Here is an 18,579-nt window from a genome sequence, read left to right on the forward strand (position 1 = left end):
ACCGTTGAGGTGGAGCGACGCGTCGACGATCACGCTGTTGACCGGGCAGCCGGATCTGCCGGATGCGTGGTGGCGCACTCTGCCCGTGCCGCACGTCCTCGCCGCGATCGGCCCCGAGGCGCTGGCCGAGCTGCTCACGGAGATCGCCCTTGAGCACTGGCCGGCGGCGGCGGTGGGCGACGTGCTGCCCGCGCTGCACGTCCTCGACCCCGAGGAGGCCGACGAGCCGCCGGTCGCCATCGCGCTGGACCGTGCCGGATCGTGGACGGGGCTGCTCGCGCTGACCGGGCGGGAGCTGGCCGACCAGCCGTTCATCAGGGCGCGGCCGGTGCTGAGCACGTTGTTCGGGGCGGTGTTCACGCGGCTGGCGCAGCCGTACGCGGGCGCGGCCGGCGCGGGGTCCGCCCCCGCGGTGCCCGCCCCCCGAAGCGAGGCCGCGCCGGCGACGGCGGACGAGGCGCTGCCACTCCTCGCGGTCCCCGCCCCGGCGGACCCGGAGCCCGCCCAGGACGACCTGCGCCTTCCGGCCCCCGAGGCCCCGGCAGTCCCCGAGACTCCCGAGACCCCGGAGCCGGCCGGCACGAAGGCGGAGGCGGAGGCCGGCGCCGAGGCCACGCGGGACGCGGCGGCTCCGGCCGAGGACGCCGCGCCGGAAGCCGAGGACGCGCAAAACCTGGCGGCTCACGCCGAGGAAGCCCCACGGCCCGAGGACGCCGCGCCGGAGGCCGGGCCTGCGCAGGACCTGGCGGCTCACGCCGGGGAAGCCCCACGGCCGGAGGACGCCGCGCCGGAGGCCCAGGACGCGCAGGACGTGGCGGCTCACGCCGAGGAGGCTCCACTGCCGGAACCTCGCGTCCGGGAGTTCGCCGCCGAGGCCCCCGCCGGGGAGGCGTCAGAGGACGCCGCCCCCGCCGAGGGCAAGCAGGCGGCCGACGCCGCCGCCGAGGGCAAGCAGGTGGCCGGCGCCGCCGGCCCCGAGCCCCGCGCGCACGGGTTCGCCGAGGAGGGCGAAGCCTCCCGCGCCGAGGAGCACGAAGCCTCCGCAGACGTCGCATCCGGCTCGGCGGCGAACGAGCGCGCCCCGCACGCCTTCGCCGCTCTGGAGGAGGTCCCCGCCTTCGCCGCCCCGCGTGCCGGCGAGGAGAACGACGCTCCGGCGCACGCCTTCGCCGTCGTCCCCCTGAAGGAGGAGGACGAGCGGCCGGTGCTGGACGCGGACGCCGAGCCCGCGGCCGACGCGGGTAACGGTCCCGAGCCCACGCCCGACTCCGTCGAGGAGCCCGCCCCTGAGTCCGCCGCCGCGGAGGCCGAGGCCCTGGACGCGGACGGCCCCTCGTCCGGCGCCCCCACCGAGGACGACGAGGTGGAGAGCCCCGAGGGCCAGGAGGACCGGGAGCTGCCCGAGCTCATCGAGGCCGCTTTCGCCGGCCTGGACGACAAGAGCTGGGCCGTGGCCCAGAACCGGGTCTTCACCGACGAGCCGTCGGCGGTGGACCAGCTCGCCAAGCTGTTCGCCGTCCCCCCGTCGGAGATCACGGCCACGGAGAAGCAGTTCCGCGTCCGGCTCGGCGAGTGGCTGGACAGCGACGAGGCCGCCCCGTACCGGGCCTATCTGGACGAGCTGCGCAGCACGCTCGGCCCGGAGGCTCCCAAGGAGCGGGTGATCGGCGCGGCCGACTGGCACAAGATCGAGATCCGCGCCCTGGAGGTCCCCGCCTGGCAGTTCGTGCTGGCGACCCTGCCCGGCAAGCAGGCGGTGCTGACCGTGCAGGCACCCGGGCCGGCCGCCGTGGCGGCCCCGCCGCCCCCGGTCGAGCTGCCGCCTCCCCCGCCCTCGCCGTCCCCGAGGCTCGATCCGGTGCTGCACTTCGACGCGCCGCGGCAGCCGCCGATGGACATGCCGCCGCAGTCGGCGTTCGGGCCGGTGCCGCTGCCGCCGCCGCCTCCGGGGCCACCGCAGTTCCAGGCGTTCAAGCCGGTGACGGCCCACGAGCAGAACGGCGGCTCGGGCGAGCAGAAGCCGTACCAGCCGCTCAAGGACGTCTCGCAGACCAGGCGCTGCTTCCGCCAGCCGGACGGCCGGTGGTGGCTGCGCGTGGACGTCACCGCCGAGCAGATGGCGGGCGGCGAGTGCGCGCTGCCGACGGGCTTCGCGGCCTACCTGGGGCTGTCGCCGGGCGAGTCGAGGACGGTCAGGAGCGCCGCGGGCGAGCTGACCATGACCTGGCACGGCCGCCCGGTGCTGGAGTCCATCGAGCACCTGCTCGGCGACGTGGGCGCGCGCGAGGGCGGGCACCTGTTCCTCACGCTGTCGGACGAGGGCGTGCTGCGGGCCAGGCACCTGCCGGCGGCCGCGCAGGGCGCCGAGAAGATCACCAAGGCGCTGCGCCTGGTCGGCTACACCGCTCCCGGCGGCACGCGTGACCAGGCGGCCCGGGTGATCGCGACGAGGATCGGCTTGACGGGCCCGGTCAGCCTGCCGGACCTGCTCACCAGGCTCCGCGAGCGCGGGGACCGCGACCTGCTCGCCCTGCTGGACTGAGCCGTGCCGCGGCTCGCGATCGGCCCTGAGTTTCCCAGGGAGCTCAGCGCACTGGCCCAGCCGGTGCGCAGGGACGCCGTGGTCGCGCTGCGCCGCTTTCTGCTCAACGTGGCCGGCGCTCCGCACCCCGAACGGGTGCGGGGCGCCAGGGACCCGCGGGTCGCCACGCTCCGGCTGGCCGACGGGCACCGGGGGGTGGTGGTGCGCCGCCGGGACGTCTACTGGCTGCGTACGGTGCTGCCGGACGCCGCGGCCTGGTCGTACGCCCGCCGCCACCGCTACAGCGTCAACCCCGTGCTCGGGGTGGTCGAGGAGTGGGACGCCGAGGCCCTGGAACGCGTCGAGCCCGCCTTACGCCGCTCGGCGCGCTCGTCCGGGCTGTTCGCGCCGGTGTGCGACGGCGACCTGCTCTCGCTCGGCCTGGACGTGCACGCCCTGCCGCTGTTCCGCCTGATCACGACCGAGGCCGACGTGGCCGCGCTCGAACCGCTGCTGCCGCCCACCCAGCACCTGCCGCTCGCGGTGCTGGCCAGGGGCGGCTCGCTGGCGGAGGCGTGGCGCGAGCTGGACTCCTGGCGGGCCGCCGACGACGCGGGGCCGGTCGATCCCGACGACCTCTACGCGGCCCTGCTCCGCACCCCCGACCAGGCCGCGTTCGCGGCGGACAAGGTGGCGCTGGACCGGGTGCTGGGCGCGCCGGAGTGGTGCACGTTCCTGCATCCGGCGCAGCACCGGCTGGCCAAGGCGCCCCGCTACGACCATCCGGTGCTGGTCGTCGGCGGCGCGGGCACCGGCAAGACCGTGGTGGCCCTGCACCGCGCCGCCTATCTCGCCGCGCACGGCAGCGGTCCCGTCCTGCTGGTCACGTTCTCGCAGGGGCTGGCCGAGGAGCTGTCCGCGCGCCTCGACACGCTCGTCGAGGACGAGCTGGTACGCAAACGGATCGAGGTGGACAACCCCGAGCGGCTGGCGCTGCGCATCGTGGCCGACGCGGAGGGCCGCCGCCCGGCGCTGGTGGGGCCGGGGGCGCGGACCCTCGCCCAGCTCACCGACGAGGCGCTGCGGCTGATGTCGCTGTCCACCGGCGACCTGCTGGACGACGTGGAGCCGGGGCGCAAGCCGTACCGGCACGTGGTGGTGGACGAGGCGCAGGACGTGAGCCCGGCGCAGTGGCGGCTGCTGCGGGCCGTCGCGCCGCACGCGCCCGACGACCTGTTCGTCGTGGGCGATCCGCACCAGCGGGTCACCGACACGCGGGTGTCGCTCGGCGCGGTGGGCATCCCGGCCGAGCAGCACACGCTGAGGACCAGCTTCCGGCTGCCGCAGGAGCTGTTGTCGTTCGTGGTGCGGCTGCGCGGCGGCGGCCTCGCGACGGGGCTGGCGAGGGGCGCGACCGACATGTACGGCTACCGCGCCACCCACAACGGCGAACGGCCGCGCGTGCGGGCGTACGAGTCGGCCGAGGCGGAGCTGGCCGGCCTGCGCGCCACGGTCGAGTCGTGGCTGGCCGAGGGGGTGCCGCCGGGCGAGATCGCGGTCGGGGCGCGTACGACGAGGCTGGTGCGGCAGGCCAGGAAGGCGCTGGAGGGCCTGGACGTGCGGGCCGCGACCTTCAGGAACCTGAAGGGGCTGGAGTTCGAGCGGGTGGCGCTCGTCGGCGTGGCGGAGGGCGTGGTGCCCGAGCCGCCGCCCGAGGATCCCGGCGCGCGGGCGAGGTTTCTGCAGCGCGAACGGAGCATACTGTTCGTCGCCTGCACCCGGGCCCGTGCGATGCTCTATATCTCCCATTACGGAAGAGGCAGCCCCTTTTTACCACTCTGATCACATAGTCTGAACTGCGGATACTTCCCATTGCCGGTTGGACCTCAATGAACCTCAGCCTGAGCGACCTCGCGCCACCCGTGCGCTGGACCTCCCCTGGGCAGGTCGCGCCTGTCCTGGAGGAGCCACAGCTGCCCGAGGCCTGGTGGCAGGCGCTCCCCCTCGACCGTGCCTGCGCCGTCGTCGGCACGCAGACCGTGGCCGGCCGCCTGGCCGACCTCGCCGTGGCCTTCTGGGGGCACCTGCCGCTGGGCGACATCCTGCCGCTGCTGCGCTTCTCCGACCCCGCCGAGGCCGAGCGGACGCCGGAGACGCTGGGCAAGGACGTGGCGCAGAAGCTGTTCGCCGGCGTGTTCGAGCGGCTGCTCGAACCCGTCCCCGAGCCGGCCCCGGCCCCCGTCCGCCCGGACCGGCCGCTGCCCGAGGTGATCGACGAGCTGTTCGCCGCGCTGGACGACCGGCAGCGCGCCATCGCCCGCGACCGCCTGTACGCCGCGCAGCGCGCCACGCTGGACGAGCTGGCGCAGCGGTTCTCGGTGACGCGCGAGCGCATCAGGCAGATCGAGCGCGACCTGCGCGACCACGTCGAGAGCTGGCTGGGCGGCCAGGACGCCGCGCCGCTCGTGGCCCACGTGACGTGGCTGCGCGGCCGGCTCGGCTCCGCGGCCCCCGCCGACGACCTCCAGGCCACCGTGCCCTGGCACCGCACCGAGCTGCGCTCCCTGGGCATCCCCGCCTGGCGTTTCGTGCGTACGCTGCTGACCGGCTACGAGCAGTCCGACGGCTGGCTGGTCGCGGGCGGCGCCGACGAGTTGCGCGAGAAGACCCGCCAGCTCTTCGCCGACGGCCCGCGCCCGATCGGCGAGGCCGTGGGCCTGGTCTCCGGGCTCGGCGTGCGCGAGGACGTCGCCGAGCGGTGGATCCTGGACGTGCCGCACCTGCGCGTGCTCGGGCAGCACGTGGTGCCGTGGCCGCGCAGCATCAACGAGAAGGCCGAGGCGGTGCTCGCCGTGTCCGGCGCGCCGCTGTCGCCTGAGGAGATCCAGGAGCGCATCGGCGAGGACTACAGCCTGGTCGGCATCCGCAACCAGCTCACCGCCGACGACCGCTTCCTGCGGGTCGACCGCAACAAGTACGGCCTGACCCGCTGGGGCGGCGACGAGTACCTCGGCATCAGGGAGATGATCGCCCGCGAGATCGAGCGGGCCGGCGGCGAGGCGTCGGTCTCCACGATCGTGACGAACCTGACCTCCCGCTACGACGTCAGCGAGAGCTCGGTGCGCGCCTACTCCGGCGGTCCCGGGTTCGAGCGGACGCAGCGGGGCTGGATCAGGGTGGCGGGCACCTCGCCGAGCGGGGAGGCCGAGCCGTACCAGCCGCGCAAGGACGTCTCGCTGACCCGGCGCAGCTTCCGCTCCCGCGACGGGCGCTGGTGGCACCGGGTGGACGTCAACGCCGAGCACCTGCGCGGGTCGGGCTCGCCGCTGCCGACGGGGTTCGCGGCCTACCTGGGGATGGCGCCCGGCGGGCAGCTCACGGCCTCGGCGACGTCCGGCGACGTGGTGATCAGCTGGCACAACCAGCCCACGATGGGGTCGATCCGCAACGTGCTGTCGGAGTACAAAGCGAGCGAGGGCGACCACGTCTTCCTGACCGTCTCCGACGGCGGCGAGCTGCTGACCCGCTACCTGCCGGCCGCTCCGGTCGGGATGCCGCCCGTCAACCGGGCCCTCTACCTGCTCGGCTACACCGCTCCGGTCAGCTCGGAGATGGAGGGCCTGCGGCTCATCGGGGCCAGGATCGGGCTGCCCGACACCGCGACGCGCGAGGAGATCCTCGGGCGGCTGCGCGAGCGCGGCGACCGGGACATCCTCGCTTTCCTGGGCGGATGACGCCCGGCTAGGCTCGGGAGAATGCTGCGGATCCACGACACGCGCGCCGGTCAGGTCGTCCCGGTCCAGTTCGGCAGGCTGGTGCGGATCTACACCTGCGGGCCCGCCGTCCACCGGCGGGCCCATGTCGGCGATCTGCGCACGTACGTGCTGTCCGACCTGGTGAGGCGGGTCCTGGAGCGGCGGCGGGCGCGTGTGCTGGCCTGCCAGGACATCACCGACCTCGGCCACCTCACCGACTACGTGGACGCCTTTCGCGCGGACACCACCGCGCTCAACATCCGGCCGCCCGAGCACGCGCCGCGGGCCAGCGAGAACGTCGAGCCCATCGTCGAGCTGATCGCCAAGCTGGTCGAGCGCGGCCACGCCTACGCGGCGCCGGACGGCTCGGTCTTCTTCGACGTGAGCACGTTCCCGGCCTACGGCGAGCTCTCCCAGCTGGAGGAGCCGCGGCCCGCTGGCTGGGCCCTGTGGGAGCCCGGCGACGGCGAGGCGGCCTGGGACTCGCCCTGGGGGCGCGGGTTCCCCGGCCCGCACGTCGCGTGCTCGGCCATGTCGCTGCGTTTCCTCGGCCCGGCCGTCGACCTGCACCTCGGCGGCATCGACCGGCGTTTCCCCCACCACGAGGACGAGCGGGCGCAGTCCGACGCGGCGACCGGGCACGAGGTCGTGCGGCACTGGGTGCACGGCGAGCGCCTGCTGTTCGACGGGCGCGAGATGGCCGAGTCCGCCGGGAACGTCGTGCTGCTTCCTGACGTGACGGCGGCCGGGCTCGACCCGCTGGCGGTGCGGATGGCGTTCCTGGAGCACCACTACCGCCGCCCGCTCGACCTCACCTGGGACACCCTGCGGGCGGCCGACGGCACGCTGCGGCGCTGGCGTTCGCGGGTCGCCGAGTGGGCCGAGTCGCCCAGCGCGCCGATGGCGGCCGGGCACGTGGAGCGGGTGGAGTCGGCGCTCGGCGACGACCTCGACACCCCGGCGGCGCTGCGCGTGCTGCGCGAGCTCGAACGCGACGAGTCGGTGGCCCCCGGGGCGAAGCTGGAGGCGTTCCTGCACGTCGACCAGGTGCTCGGGCTCGACCTGCCGATCGACATCGGCAAGGCGCCGACGCTGCCCTCGGGTCAGACCTGGATGTGAACCGGCATACCCTGCCAATCCGCTGCGAAGGTTAACGAAGACGGACGAACACGTCCGGAGTAGTGATCAAGGGCTGCCAGACTTAGTGCCAGTTCCAGGGAAGTTGGAGGTGTCGGTCGGTGAGGCCCTATGCGTGGTTGCCGCGGCCGTTGCGGTGGTTCGCTCGGGTGGTGACCGTTCTTCTCGTGCTGGCGCTGGTGCTGGCCGGTGTGCTCGTCCTCATCGTGCGGCAGTCGTTCCCGCAGGTGGACGGGTCGGTGCGGCTCTCGGGACTGTCCGGGAGCGTGGAGATTTATCGCGATAAATCAGGAATCCCACACATTTACGCCTCCAGCCCGGGCGACCTCTTCATGGCGCAGGGCTACGTCCACGCCCAGGACCGCTTCTACGAGATGGACTTCCGCCGTCACATGACCGCCGGACGCCTCTCGGAGCTCTACGGCAAGTCCACGCTCGACACCGACAAGGCCCTGCGGACCATGGGCTGGCGCCGCGTCGCCGAGCAGGAGCTGCCCCTGCTGTCCGAGGACACCCGCGAGTATCTGGACGCGTACGCCAAGGGCGTCAACGCCTGGCTCAGCGCGAACCCCAACGCCTCCGACCGCAGCCTCGAATACTCCATCCTGAAGATCCAGAACGGCGACTACCACCCCGAGCCGTGGGGCCCCGCCGACTCCCTCGCCTGGCTCAAGGCCATGGCCTGGGACCTGCGATCCAACATGGAGGACGAGATCGACCGGGCGCTGATCGCCGCGAAGCTGCCCCGCGACCGCGTCGAGCAGCTCTACCCCGGCTACCCGTTCGAGCGCCACTCCCCCATCGTCACCACGGGCGGCATCGACCGCGAGCGCTTCGACCAGGAGGCCGAGCCGCGCCTGCGCCTCGGCACCGGCGCCGTCTTCCAGTCGGCGGCCCGGACCCTCGACGCCGTGCCGAGCACCATGGGCGCCGCCGACCGCGAGGGCATCGGCTCCAACTCGTGGGTGGTCTCCGGCGCGCACACCAAGAGCGGCAAGCCGCTGCTCGCCAACGACCCGCACCTGTCGCCGCAGCTCCCGTCCGTGTGGTACCAGGCGGGGCTGCACTGCCGGCAGGTGGGCCCGGAGTGCCCGTACGACGTGACCGGCTTCACCTTCTCCGGCGTGCCCGGCGTGATCATCGGGCACAACGCCAAGATCGCGTGGGGCTTCACCAACCTGGGGCCCGACGTCGCCGACCTGTTCCTGGAGAAGGTGGACGGCGACACGTACCTGTACCGGGGCGAGCGGCGCAAACTGGAGAGCCGTAAGGAGCAGATCAAGGTCGCCGGCGGCTCCACCGTCACGATCACCGTGCGCAGCACCGTGCACGGCCCGCTGATCAACGAGGTCATGCCCGACGCCCAGCCCTCCGGGGAGGCGAACGCGGTCGCGCTCCAGTGGACGGCGCTGACGCCCGGCCACACCGCCAGCGCCATCTTCGCGCTGAACAAGGCGGGCGACTGGGCGCAGTTCCGCTCGGCGGCCGCGCTGTTCGAGGTGCCCGCCCAGAACCTCGTGTACGCCGACACCTCCGGCAAGATCGGCTACCAGGCGCCCGGCCGCATCCCCGTACGGGCGAAGGGCGACGGCAGGTGGCCGGTGCCCGGCTGGACCGGCGAGTACGACTGGCAGCCAGGCCCGATCCCCTTCGAACGGCTCCCGTCCGTCGAGGACCCCGCCGAGGGCTTCGTGGTGACCGCCAACAACGCGGTTATCGACCCCTCGCGCTACAAGCCGCTGCTGACCCAGGACTGGGCCTACGGCTACCGCTCCGAACGCATCCGCACCCTCGTCGAGGAGGCCGTCGGCAAGGGCAAGGTGGACGCGGCCACCATGTCCGCCATCCAGGCCGACACCCGCAACAACTTCGCCGTGACCCTGGTGCCCGCGCTGGAGAAGGTGGACCTGGCCGGCCCCGCGAAGCAGGCCAGGGAGCTGCTGACGTCGTGGGACGGCTCACAGGGGCTCGACTCGGCGCCGGCCGCGTACTTCAACGCCGTGTGGCGGCAGGTGCTCGCCCTGACCTTCCACGACGAGCTGCCCGAGCAGGCCCGGCCCGCGGGCGGCGACCGCTGGTACGAGGTCGTCAGGCGGCTGCTCGACACCCCCGACGACCCCTTCTGGGACGACGTCACCACGAAGAACGTCACCGAGCGGCGCGACGACGTCCTGCGGCAGGCGATGGCGTCGGCGTACCAGGAGCTGGCCGACCGGTTCGGCGAGAAGGTCTCCGACTGGCGGTGGGGCGACCTGCACCAGCTCGACCTGGTCAACGGCTCCCTCGGCACGTCCGGCATCGCGCCCGTGGAGGCGTTGTTCAACCGGGGGCCGATCGCGGTGCCGGGCGGCAAGGACGCGGTGAACGCGACCGGATGGAACGCCCAGAAGGGCTACGCGGTGACCGCGGTGCCGTCGATGCGGATGGTGGTGGACCTGTCCGACCTGGACAAGTCCCAGTGGATCAACCTGACGGGCGCCTCGGGGCACGCCTTCCACGAGAACTACTGGGACCAGGCCGAGACCTGGGCCAGGGGCGGGCTGCTGCCGATGCGCTCCAGCCCCGACGCCGTGCGCAAGGCGGCCGCGCACACGCTGAAGCTGAGCCCCTGACCCGAGGGGGGTCACCCCGGGTGCCGCCGCCAGCGCGGCGGCACCCGCGGATATCCGCCGTCCTCCAGGTCGGCCAGCCGCTCGAACACGTTGTACGTCGCCTGGTGCCCGCACACCACCACCGAGGCCAGCATGGCGAGCAGGTAGAGCGGCAGCATGGGCAGCCCGACGCACCAGGCCCACTGCGTGGCGTGCCGCCCCTCGTGCAGGATGAGCCGCTCGTCGAGCGAGTCGCGCCTGGTCAGGACCACGTTCCCGACCGTGAACGCGCCCGCGATCGGGAAGCGGTAGCGGTAGCCGAAGGCGAGGATGAGCCCGTCGGGGCCGGGCCGGCGGGTGGCCCCGCCGACGACCGAGATCAGCAGTCCGAACGGCGTGGCGAGGTTGACGTAGTTGGCCGCCCGCCGGACCCGATAGCGCCTTTCCATGAGACCCCTCCCACCGCCGATGATGCCGCGTTCCCGGCGGTGGTCAAGAACAGGCTGGCTCAGCGGTGCCGCCGGTACCTCAGCTCCAGGATCCCGTTGTCGGAGGTGGCGCTGGAGACCAGGTCGAGGCGGTAGGAGCTGGGGACGCCGTCGAACAGCCGGGTGCCCTCCCCCGCGATGTAGGGGAACATGCTCACCCGGAGCTCGTCGAGCAGGTCGAGCCGCATGAGCGAGCGCCAGAGGCCGACGCCGCCCCAGACCAGGACGTGGCCGTCACCGCCCAGCCTGAGCCTGTCGACCTCTTCCCTCGTGTCGCCGGCGGCGATGGTGGTGCCGGCCCAGTCGGCCGTCTTCAGCGTCCGGGAGAAGACGACCTTGCGCGCGGGGTTCAGGATGGCGGCGAACGGGTGGTCGGTGGCGGTCGTCATGGCCCGGGAGATGGACTCGTAGGCGGCGCGGCCCATGACGTGCGCGTGGGCGCCCCGGAGGAAGTCGAGGTAGGCCGGGTCGTCGGGCCGGTCGTTCTCCGGCAGGCCGAAGCAGAACTTCCAGAAGTCGGTGCCCTCGTCGGCGAGCAGGCCGTCGAGGGAGTAGTTGAACACGGTCGCGATGAGTTTCCGCATGCGCTTGAGACCCCGGCGCGGCCGGGAAGTCATCGGTGCGCTAGAGATTCTTGTAGCGGCCCTCGTGGTACAGCAGCGGCGGCCCGTCCGACGGCGTCCCCAGGGACGTCACCTCGCCCACCACGATCGAGTGGTCGCCGGCGTCGTGCACCGCGTTCGTGGCGACCTCCAGCGTGGCGATGGCCCCGTCGAACAGCGCCACCCCGGAGTCCCCCCGGCGATGCGGCCACCGCGCCAGCTGCCCGTCCAGCGGCCGGCCGCGATGGGCGAAGAAGCGCGAGGTGTCCTCCATGACAGAGGGGAGCACCGATACCCCCCACACCCCCGCCTCCAGCACCGCGTCGTGGAACCTGGCCACCTTCTCGGCGCAGAACAGCACGAGGAGCGGATCGAGCGAGACGGACGTGAACGAGTTGACGGTCATGGCGTGATCGAGGTCGCCCACCCTGGTCGTCACGATCGCGACCCCGGTGGCGAAGCGGCCGACGACCTTACGGTAGGTATCCGGGTCCACGTGCCGCTCTGTCGAATGCACCCAGATACTTTATGCCCTCAACTCGGGCTCTTCGGTGGGTACCCTCTCAAAAGCCACGATCCCCTGCTAGATGATGGCGAAAGCAGATAAGCCACCACAAGAGCCACCAGACCCCCGTACAGGTAGACATATCCCGGCAATCCGCTGGCGATGACCAGATCGCCCGACGCCAGCTGCACCGTGAACGGCATCGTCACCAGCAGCCACCCGGCCCCGGCCACCGCCGCGCCCAGCCGCGCCCGCAGCAGCCTGCCCGCCCCCAGGCACACCAGGAACAACATCAGCACCCACACCACGGCCGCCCCCGGCAGCGGACCGACCGGCCACAGGGGATGCGTGAAGCCGCCCACGACCCCCATGACGACCCCCAGCACGAACAGCATGCCGTACGCCGCTCCACCCAGGGCCGACTCGGCCTGGCTGCGATGTTCCATGCCGACTGAGGTTAGTGGATGCCCGCGAAGAGATCGTTCTCGCGGTTGTGCGGCTCGCCGAGCCCGCCCGCCTCGACCGGCGGCCCCGGCACCGGCCGGCCGGGCACGCCGGACGCCAGCACGAAGTGCTCGACGCCCAGCACCTCCTGGCCGATGTTGTTCGACAGCGCGAACCACGGCTCGCGGACGGTGATCTGGGTGACGTGCGCCCGCATCGCCGCGACCTTGTGGCCGAGCCACGGCCGGGCGTCGATCTCGGTCGTGATGTCGTCATCGCGGTTGCCGAAGGGCATGTCGTCCACGTCCTCCAGCAGGAAACCGGTGCCGGCCTCGCGCAGCGCCTCCGCCGTGCGCCGCATCACCGACCTGGGCAGGGCGGTGTGGTAGAACTTCGCGATCTGCCAGGGCTCGCCGTCGCCGAAGTCCGGCTTCGCCGCCAGCTCGAACGCCCTGCGCGCCACCCGGTGGGCCTGGATGTGGTCGGGGTGGCCGTAGAAGCCGTTGGCGTCGTAGGTGACCAGGACCTGGGGGCGTACCTCGCGGATGACCTCGACCAGCTCGCCCGCCGCCTCGTCGAGGTCGGCGCGCCAGAACGCCCTCGGGTGGTCGTTGGTGGCCGCGCCCATCATGCCCGAGTCGCGCCAGCGCCCCGGCCCGCCGAGGAAGCGGTGGTCCTCGACGCCGAGCGCCGCGCAGGCCGCGGCGAGCTCGCCGACCCGGTAAGGCCCCAGCCGGTCCTCCCCGTCGGCGGCCAGGTGCGCGAGCTCGGCGGGGATGACCTCGCCCTCCTCGCCCAGCGTGCAGGTGACCAGCGTGACGTGGGCGCCTTCTGCCGCGTATTTGGCCATGGTGGCGCCGGTGCCGATCGACTCGTCGTCCGGGTGGGCGTGCACGAGCAGCAGGCGTCGATCCGTCATGGCCACGAGCGTAACAAGGGCGCATTCCTGGCAGGATTGGCCCCATGAGTGAGAGCTTCCCGCGTCTGTCTGCCAGGACCCGCCGGTTCACCCTCGGGGTGCCCAGGGGCTTCACCATCTCCCCCGACGGCGGCCGGGTGGTCTTCCTGCGCACCCGCACCGGCACCGACGCCGTGACCTGCCTGTGGGAGCTCAACACCGCCACCCACGTCGAGCGGCTGGTCGTCGATCCGCGGCTGCTCCACGGCGACGAGGAGGAGAACCTCCCGCCGGAGGAGCGGGCGAGGCGCGAGCGCAGCCGGGAGGCGGCGGGCGGCATCGTGGCCTACGCCACCGACTCGATGGTGGCACGGGCCTCCTTCGCGCTGTCCGGCGGCCTCTACGTCGTCGAGCTGGCCTCCGGCGAGACCCGCCGGCTGGAGACGCCCGGCGCGGTCATCGACCCCCGGCTGTCGCCCGACGGGCGGCACGTCGCCTACGTCACCGGCGGCGCCCTCCGCGTCCAGGACCTCGTCACGGGCGAGGACCGCGCGCTCGCCACGCCGGAGACGGAGACGGTGACGTACGGGCTGGCCGAGTTCATCGCCGCCGAGGAGATGGACCGGATGCGCGGCTACTGGTGGGCGCCGTCGAGTGACGCGCTGCTGGTCGAGCGGGCCGACGAGGCGCCGGTGCGGATCTGGCACATCGCCGACCCGGCCAACCCCGAGCGCACCCCGGTGGCCCACCGCTATCCGGCCGCCGGCACGCCCAACGCCCGCACCGAGCTCTTCGTGCTCGGGCTCGACGGGTCGCGGGTCGCGGTGCCGTACGACGAGGAATACCTCACCACGGCCGCCTGGGACGCCCACGCGCTGTCCATCGTGACCCTGACCCGCGACCAGAGGACCATGCGGCTGTTCACGGTCGACCCGGCCACCGGGGCCGCCACGCTCGTTCGCGAGGACACCGACCCGGCCTGGGTCGACATCGTCTCCGGCGTGCCCGCCCACCTCGACGACGGCTCCCTCGTCTGGGTCGCGGGCGGTGAGGGCGGCCACCGCCTGCACGTCGGCGACCGCGTGGTGACGCCGCCGACGCTCCAGGTCAGGGCGGTGCTCGACGTCGACCACGACAGCGTGCTGTTCAGCGCGAGCGGCGACCCGACCGAGATCCAGCTCTGGACCTGGGACGGTCACTCGCTGCTGCCGGTCTCGACCAGGTCCGGGGTGTTCTCGGGGCGGATGGCCGGCGGGGTCGGCGTGCTCGCCGAGCAGAGCCTCGACACCGAGGGCGTGTCGGTGACGGTCGTGCGGCGCGACGGCATGGCGGTGCCGATCCCGTCGTTCGCCGAGCGGCCCGGCCTCGACCTGCGGGTGTCCATCGGGCGTTCCGGGCGGCGCGAGCTGGCCACCGCCGTGGTGCTGCCCTCGTGGTACGAGCAGGGCTCGGGCAAGCTGCCCGTGCTCATGGACCCGTACGGCGGGCCGCACGCGCAGCGGGTGCTCAACCGGCGGGGCGCGTTCCTGGAGAGCCAGTGGTTCGCCGAGCAGGGCTTCGCCGTGGTCGTGGCCGACGGCCGCGGCACGCCGGGGCGGGGCACGGCGTTCGAGCGGGCGGTGCGGGGCGATCTCGCGACCCCGGCGCTTGAGGACCAGGTCGACGCCCTGCAGGGCGTGGCCGAGCAGTACGGCGACGACCTCGACCTGTCACGGGTGGCCATCCGCGGCTGGTCGTTCGGCGGCTACCTGGCCGCGCTGGCGGTGCTGCGGCGGCCGGACGTCTTCCACGCGGCCGTGGCCGGGGCGCCGGTGATCGACTGGCGGCTGTACGACACGTGCTACACCGAGCGCTACCTGGGCCACCCCGACGAGCAGCCCGAGGTGTACGAGAACTCCTCACTCCTCGCGGACGCCGCCAAGCTGGAGCGCCCGCTCATGATCATTCATGGGCTCGCGGACGACAACGTGGTGGCGGCCCACACGCTGCGCCTGTCGTCGGCGCTGCTGGCCGCCGGTCGCCCGCACACGGTGCTGCCGCTGTCGGGGGTCACGCACATGACGCCGCAGGAGGTGGTGGCGGAGAACCTGCTGCTGCTCCAGGTCGACTTCCTGAAGAAGTCGCTGGGCATCACCTCCTGACCTCCTCGGGCCGGGGGACGGGGGTGCCGTGCCAGCTCGCCCAGAGCGCGGCGTAGGACCCTCCCTCGGCCACCAGCTCGTCGTGCGACCCCAGCTCGGTGATCCGCCCGTCCTCCACCACGGCCACCCGGTCCGCGTCGTGCGCGGTGTGCAGCCGGTGCGCGATCGCGATGACCGTGCGCCCGTCCAGCACGGCCGCCAGAGAGCGCTCCAGGTGCCTGGCGGCCCGCGGGTCGATGAGGGAGGTGGCCTCGTCCAGCACCAGGGTGTGCGGGTCGGCCAGCACCAGCCGGGCCAGGGCGAGCTGCTGGGCCCGGGCCGCCGAGACGGCCTGCCCGCCGGACCCCACCTGGGTCTCCAGCCCGTCCGGCAGGTCGAGCACCCAGTCCAGCGCGTCCACGGCCGCCAGCGCCTCGCGCACGGCCTCGTCGCCCGCGTCGGGCCGGGCGATGAGCAGGTTGTCGCGCACGGTGCCCTTGAACACGTGGTGCTCCTGGGTGACCAGGGCGACGTGCCCGCGCAGCTCGTCCAGCGGCAGGTCCACGAGCGGCACCCCGCCCACCGCCACCGACCCGGCGCGCGGCCCGTGGATGCCCGCGAGCAGCCGTCCCAGCGTGGACTTGCCCGCCCCTGACGGCCCCACCATCGCCAGGCGCTCACCGGGCCGCACGGTCAGGGACACGCCGTGCAGCACGTCGTGGCCCTCGCGGTAGGCGTAGCGGACGTCGCGGGCCTCCAGCAGCTCGCCCGCCGGGCGCTCGGCGGCGGGCTCCCGGTCGTCGGGGACGTTCGCCACGCCGAGCAACCGGGCCATGGCGGCGCCGCCCACCTGCAGCTCGTCGATCCACATCAGGAACCGGTCGAGCGGGTCGATGAGCTGCTGCGCGTAGAGCGCGGCGGCGGTGACCTGGGCGAGCGTCACCCAGCCCTCGGTGTAGAAGAGCCCGCCGACCAGCAGCGCGCTCACCACGGGGATGACGTAGCCGAGCTCGACCGCGGGATACCAGACGACCCGCAGCCCGAGGGTGTAGCGCTCGGCGGCATAGGAGCGGGCGATGTCGTCGTCGGTGCGCGCCCGGCGGCGCTCCTGCAGCCCCAGCGCCTCGACGGCCCTGGCCCCCTCGACGGTCTCGGCGAGCCCTTCCGTCATGTCCGCGTAGGCGGCGTTCTCGCGCAGGTAGCCGTCCCTGGCCCGCCGGAGATACCAGCGGGTCGCCACGTAGATGACCGGCCCCGCCAGCAGCATCGGCAGCATGAGCAGCGGGCTGACCAGCACCAGCGCGCCCATGGTGATGAGGAACGTGACCCCCGCGATCAGCGTCTCCGGCACCGCGTGCCGCACCGTGCGCGACAACGAGTCGACGTCCCTCGACGTGCGGGTGATCAGGTCGCCGGACCCGGCCCGCTCGACGGTCGACAGCGGCAGCGCGAGCACCCGGTCCACGAACTCCTCGCGCAGCTCGGCCAGCACCTTCTCGCCCAGCCTCGCCGAGGCCAGCACGGCGTAGCGCATGAGCAGCCCCTGCACCAGCAGGAAGGCGCCGATGGCGACCGCCACGACGGCGACGTTCACCGCGACGCCCCGCTCGATGTCGTCCACCAGCCCGCCGAGCTGCCAGGGCACCACGAGCCCCGACACGGCGGCCAGCGCGTGCAGCGCCAGCGCCGTGAGGAGCTGCCGCGGATATTTGAGCGTCAGCCGCCGGGCGTAGGCCCGCACCTGCTTCCTGTCGGCGATCGGCAGGATCTCCTTGGCCATGGTCAGCCCTCCCCGCGGGTGACGGTCGTCGCGTAAGCAGGCGAGGTGTCGAGCAGCTGCCGATGCGTCCCCTCCGCCAGCACCCGCCCGTCCTCGACGTAGACCACGTGATCGGTGCGGTCGAGCACGAGGGGGCTGGTCGTGCAGACCAGCGTCGTCCGCCCGACCCGGCTCTCCGCCAGCCGCTGGGCGATGCGCGCCTCGCTGTGGGCGTCGACCGCGCTGGTCGGCTCCACCAGGATCAGCACCTCGGGGTCGGCCAGCAGCGCGCGGGCGAGCCGCAGCCGCTGCTGCTGCCCGCCGGAGAACTCCCGGCCGGCCTCGGCCACCCAGGTGTCGAGCCCGTCGGGCAACGCCTCGACGATGTCCTCGGCGCAGGCGACGTGCAGCGCCTCCTTCAGCCGCCCCTCGTCGCCGGCGGCGTCCGTGTCGCGGGGGCGTACGTCCAGCTCGTCCCGCAGCCGGCCGGTGAAGAGGCGGGCGCTGTTGTCGGCGACCAGGATCCGGCGGCGGACCTCGTCCAGAGGCAGCACGCGGAGATCGGCCGAGCCGAACGTGACGTCGCCGTCGGCGTAGCGGCCGAGGCGGTCGGCGATGGCGACGGCGTCCTCGGGGGAGCTCGCGGCCACGGCCGTCAGGACGCCGGGCTGGACGGTCACCCCGCTGTAGGAGTCGCGCAGCACCCCGCCCCCGCTGCCGCCCTTGCCGCCTTTGATCTCGGGCTCGATGGACAGGATCCGGATCACCCGGCCGGCCGCCACGTGCCCTTTGGTGAGCTTGTCGGCGGCCTCGGTCAGCGTGCGCATGGGGCCGATGAGGAAAACCGCGTACAGGTAGAACGCGACGAGCTGGCCGGTCGGGATCTGGCCGGCGACCGCGAAGGAGGCGCCGACGCCGGTGACGATCGCGATGAGCAGGCCGGGCAGCAGGATCTGCGCGCCTTCCAGCACCGACTCGACGCGCGCGACCCCCACGCCGGCGTGCCGCACCCGCTGCGACTCCTCGCGGTAGCGCCTGGCGAACACCTGCTCGCCGCCGATCCCGCGCAGCACCCGCAGCCCCGCGACGATGTCGGCGGCCCTGGTGGACAGGTCGCCGGTCAGCTCGCGCTGCCTGGCCTGCCGCCGGTGCAGGGGTTTGAGCAGCGGCCCGACGGCGACGGTCATGAGCGGGACGCCGAACAGCACGAGCAGCCCGAGCGGCAGCGAGGTCGAGATGAGGATCACGGTCACGGTGACGATCGCCACGACGGAGCCGGTGCCGCGCAGCAGGATGTCCATGGAGCTGCCGATGTGCGCGATGTCGGAGTTGCCGACGCTGACGACCTCGCCGGTGGAGAGCCGCTTCGGCAGCGTCGCACCCAGCTTGGCGGCGTGGCGCGCGGTCAGCTGCACGGTGCGGTAGGCGGCGGCCAGCCAGTTGTAGACGGCCATCCGGTGGCGCATGATGCCGCTGAACGCCTGCACCAGCCCCAGCCCGAACAGGATGGCCGACCAGGTGAGCAGCGCGCCGGTGTCCTTGGCGGTGACCGCTTCGATGCCCTTCCCGAGCACGGCCGGCATGAGCGCCTGCACCAGCCACCAGAGGGTGGCGTAGCCGATGCCGGCGAGCAGGGCCGTGGCCTGCCGCCGGGCGTTCCACCACAGGTAACGGAGCGGACTGCGGAGGTCGGGCACGCCGGGATCGGCGTCAGGAAGGGAGCGCATAGCCTGACCACCTTGACAAGGGTCAGGCCGCA

At 73.3% G+C, this 18,579-nt stretch carries 13 protein-coding genes; 6 read left to right on the forward strand and 7 right to left on the reverse strand.

Annotated elements, in window-relative coordinates; all coding sequences use genetic code 11:
• Positions 1–37: 37 nt before the first annotated feature.
• From ABD292_RS23455 to ABD292_RS23475, 5 genes are all read left to right on the forward strand, one after another.
• Positions 38–2,542 carry a hypothetical protein gene (locus tag ABD292_RS23455; protein ID WP_344210660.1) on the forward strand — a complete coding sequence of 835 codons (2,505 nt, stop codon included), beginning with the start codon at positions 38–40 and terminating at the stop codon, positions 2,540–2,542.
• A 3-nt stretch (positions 2,543–2,545) separates the two neighbouring features.
• The gene (locus ABD292_RS23460) at positions 2,546–4,363 is read left to right on the forward strand and encodes a UvrD-helicase domain-containing protein (RefSeq protein WP_344210662.1); all 1,818 of its coding nucleotides are present in this window, start codon (positions 2,546–2,548) and stop codon (positions 4,361–4,363) included.
• Between the two features lie 47 nt (positions 4,364–4,410).
• Complete coding sequence (locus ABD292_RS23465; RefSeq protein ID WP_344210664.1) at positions 4,411–6,255, forward strand: sigma factor-like helix-turn-helix DNA-binding protein; 1,845 nt, start codon at positions 4,411–4,413, stop codon at positions 6,253–6,255.
• Positions 6,256–6,276: 21 nt separating this feature from the next.
• Positions 6,277–7,395: a cysteine--tRNA ligase gene (locus ABD292_RS23470; RefSeq protein WP_344210666.1), complete on the forward strand. Its 1,119-nt coding sequence runs from the start codon at positions 6,277–6,279 to the stop codon at positions 7,393–7,395.
• Positions 7,396–7,565: 170 nt separating this feature from the next.
• Entirely contained in the window at positions 7,566–10,025 is a 2,460-nt protein-coding gene (locus ABD292_RS23475; protein WP_344210668.1) for a penicillin acylase family protein, read from the forward strand.
• An 11-nt stretch (positions 10,026–10,036) separates the two neighbouring features.
• On the opposite strand, the gene ABD292_RS23480 is transcribed toward ABD292_RS23475, so the two are convergent.
• The 5 genes from ABD292_RS23480 to mshB are packed head-to-tail and all read right to left on the reverse strand — an operon-like array spanning position 10,037 to position 12,962.
• Complete coding sequence (locus tag ABD292_RS23480; protein WP_344210670.1) at positions 10,037–10,453, reverse strand: hypothetical protein; 417 nt, start codon at positions 10,451–10,453, stop codon at positions 10,037–10,039.
• Positions 10,454–10,512: 59 nt separating this feature from the next.
• Positions 10,513–11,076 carry a dihydrofolate reductase family protein gene (locus ABD292_RS23485; protein ID WP_344210672.1) on the reverse strand — a complete coding sequence of 188 codons (564 nt, stop codon included), beginning with the start codon at positions 11,074–11,076 and terminating at the stop codon, positions 10,513–10,515.
• A gap of 40 nt (positions 11,077–11,116) precedes the next feature.
• On the reverse strand, positions 11,117–11,611 hold the full coding sequence (locus ABD292_RS23490) for a flavin reductase family protein (RefSeq protein WP_344210674.1): 495 nt from the start codon (positions 11,609–11,611) through the stop codon (positions 11,117–11,119).
• A 17-nt stretch (positions 11,612–11,628) separates the two neighbouring features.
• Entirely contained in the window at positions 11,629–12,045 is a 417-nt protein-coding gene (locus ABD292_RS23495; RefSeq protein WP_344210676.1) for a DUF6113 family protein, read from the reverse strand.
• An 11-nt stretch (positions 12,046–12,056) separates the two neighbouring features.
• Positions 12,057–12,962: an N-acetyl-1-D-myo-inositol-2-amino-2-deoxy-alpha-D-glucopyranoside deacetylase gene (gene mshB / locus ABD292_RS23500; protein ID WP_344210678.1), complete on the reverse strand. Its 906-nt coding sequence runs from the start codon at positions 12,960–12,962 to the stop codon at positions 12,057–12,059.
• Between the two features lie 44 nt (positions 12,963–13,006).
• Here mshB and ABD292_RS23505 point away from each other — a divergent pair, with 44 nt between their 5' ends.
• Entirely contained in the window at positions 13,007–15,082 is a 2,076-nt protein-coding gene (locus tag ABD292_RS23505) for a S9 family peptidase (RefSeq protein ID WP_344210680.1), read from the forward strand.
• On the opposite strand, the gene ABD292_RS23510 is transcribed toward ABD292_RS23505, so the two are convergent.
• Positions 15,072–16,841 (reverse strand): ABC transporter ATP-binding protein, encoded by a 1,770-nt coding sequence (locus ABD292_RS23510; protein ID WP_344210682.1) that lies wholly within the window; start codon positions 16,839–16,841, stop codon positions 15,072–15,074. The two genes, ABD292_RS23505 and ABD292_RS23510, sit on opposite strands and share 11 nt — an antisense overlap.
• Before the next feature lie 2 nt (positions 16,842–16,843).
• On the reverse strand, positions 16,844–18,547 hold the full coding sequence (locus tag ABD292_RS23515) for an ABC transporter transmembrane domain-containing protein (protein WP_344210684.1): 1,704 nt from the start codon (positions 18,545–18,547) through the stop codon (positions 16,844–16,846).
• Between the last annotated feature and the right edge of the window lie 32 nt (positions 18,548–18,579).

It is taken from the genome of Nonomuraea bangladeshensis (genome assembly GCF_039529455.1).
Lineage (GTDB): Bacteria > Actinomycetota > Actinomycetes > Streptosporangiales > Streptosporangiaceae > Nonomuraea > Nonomuraea bangladeshensis.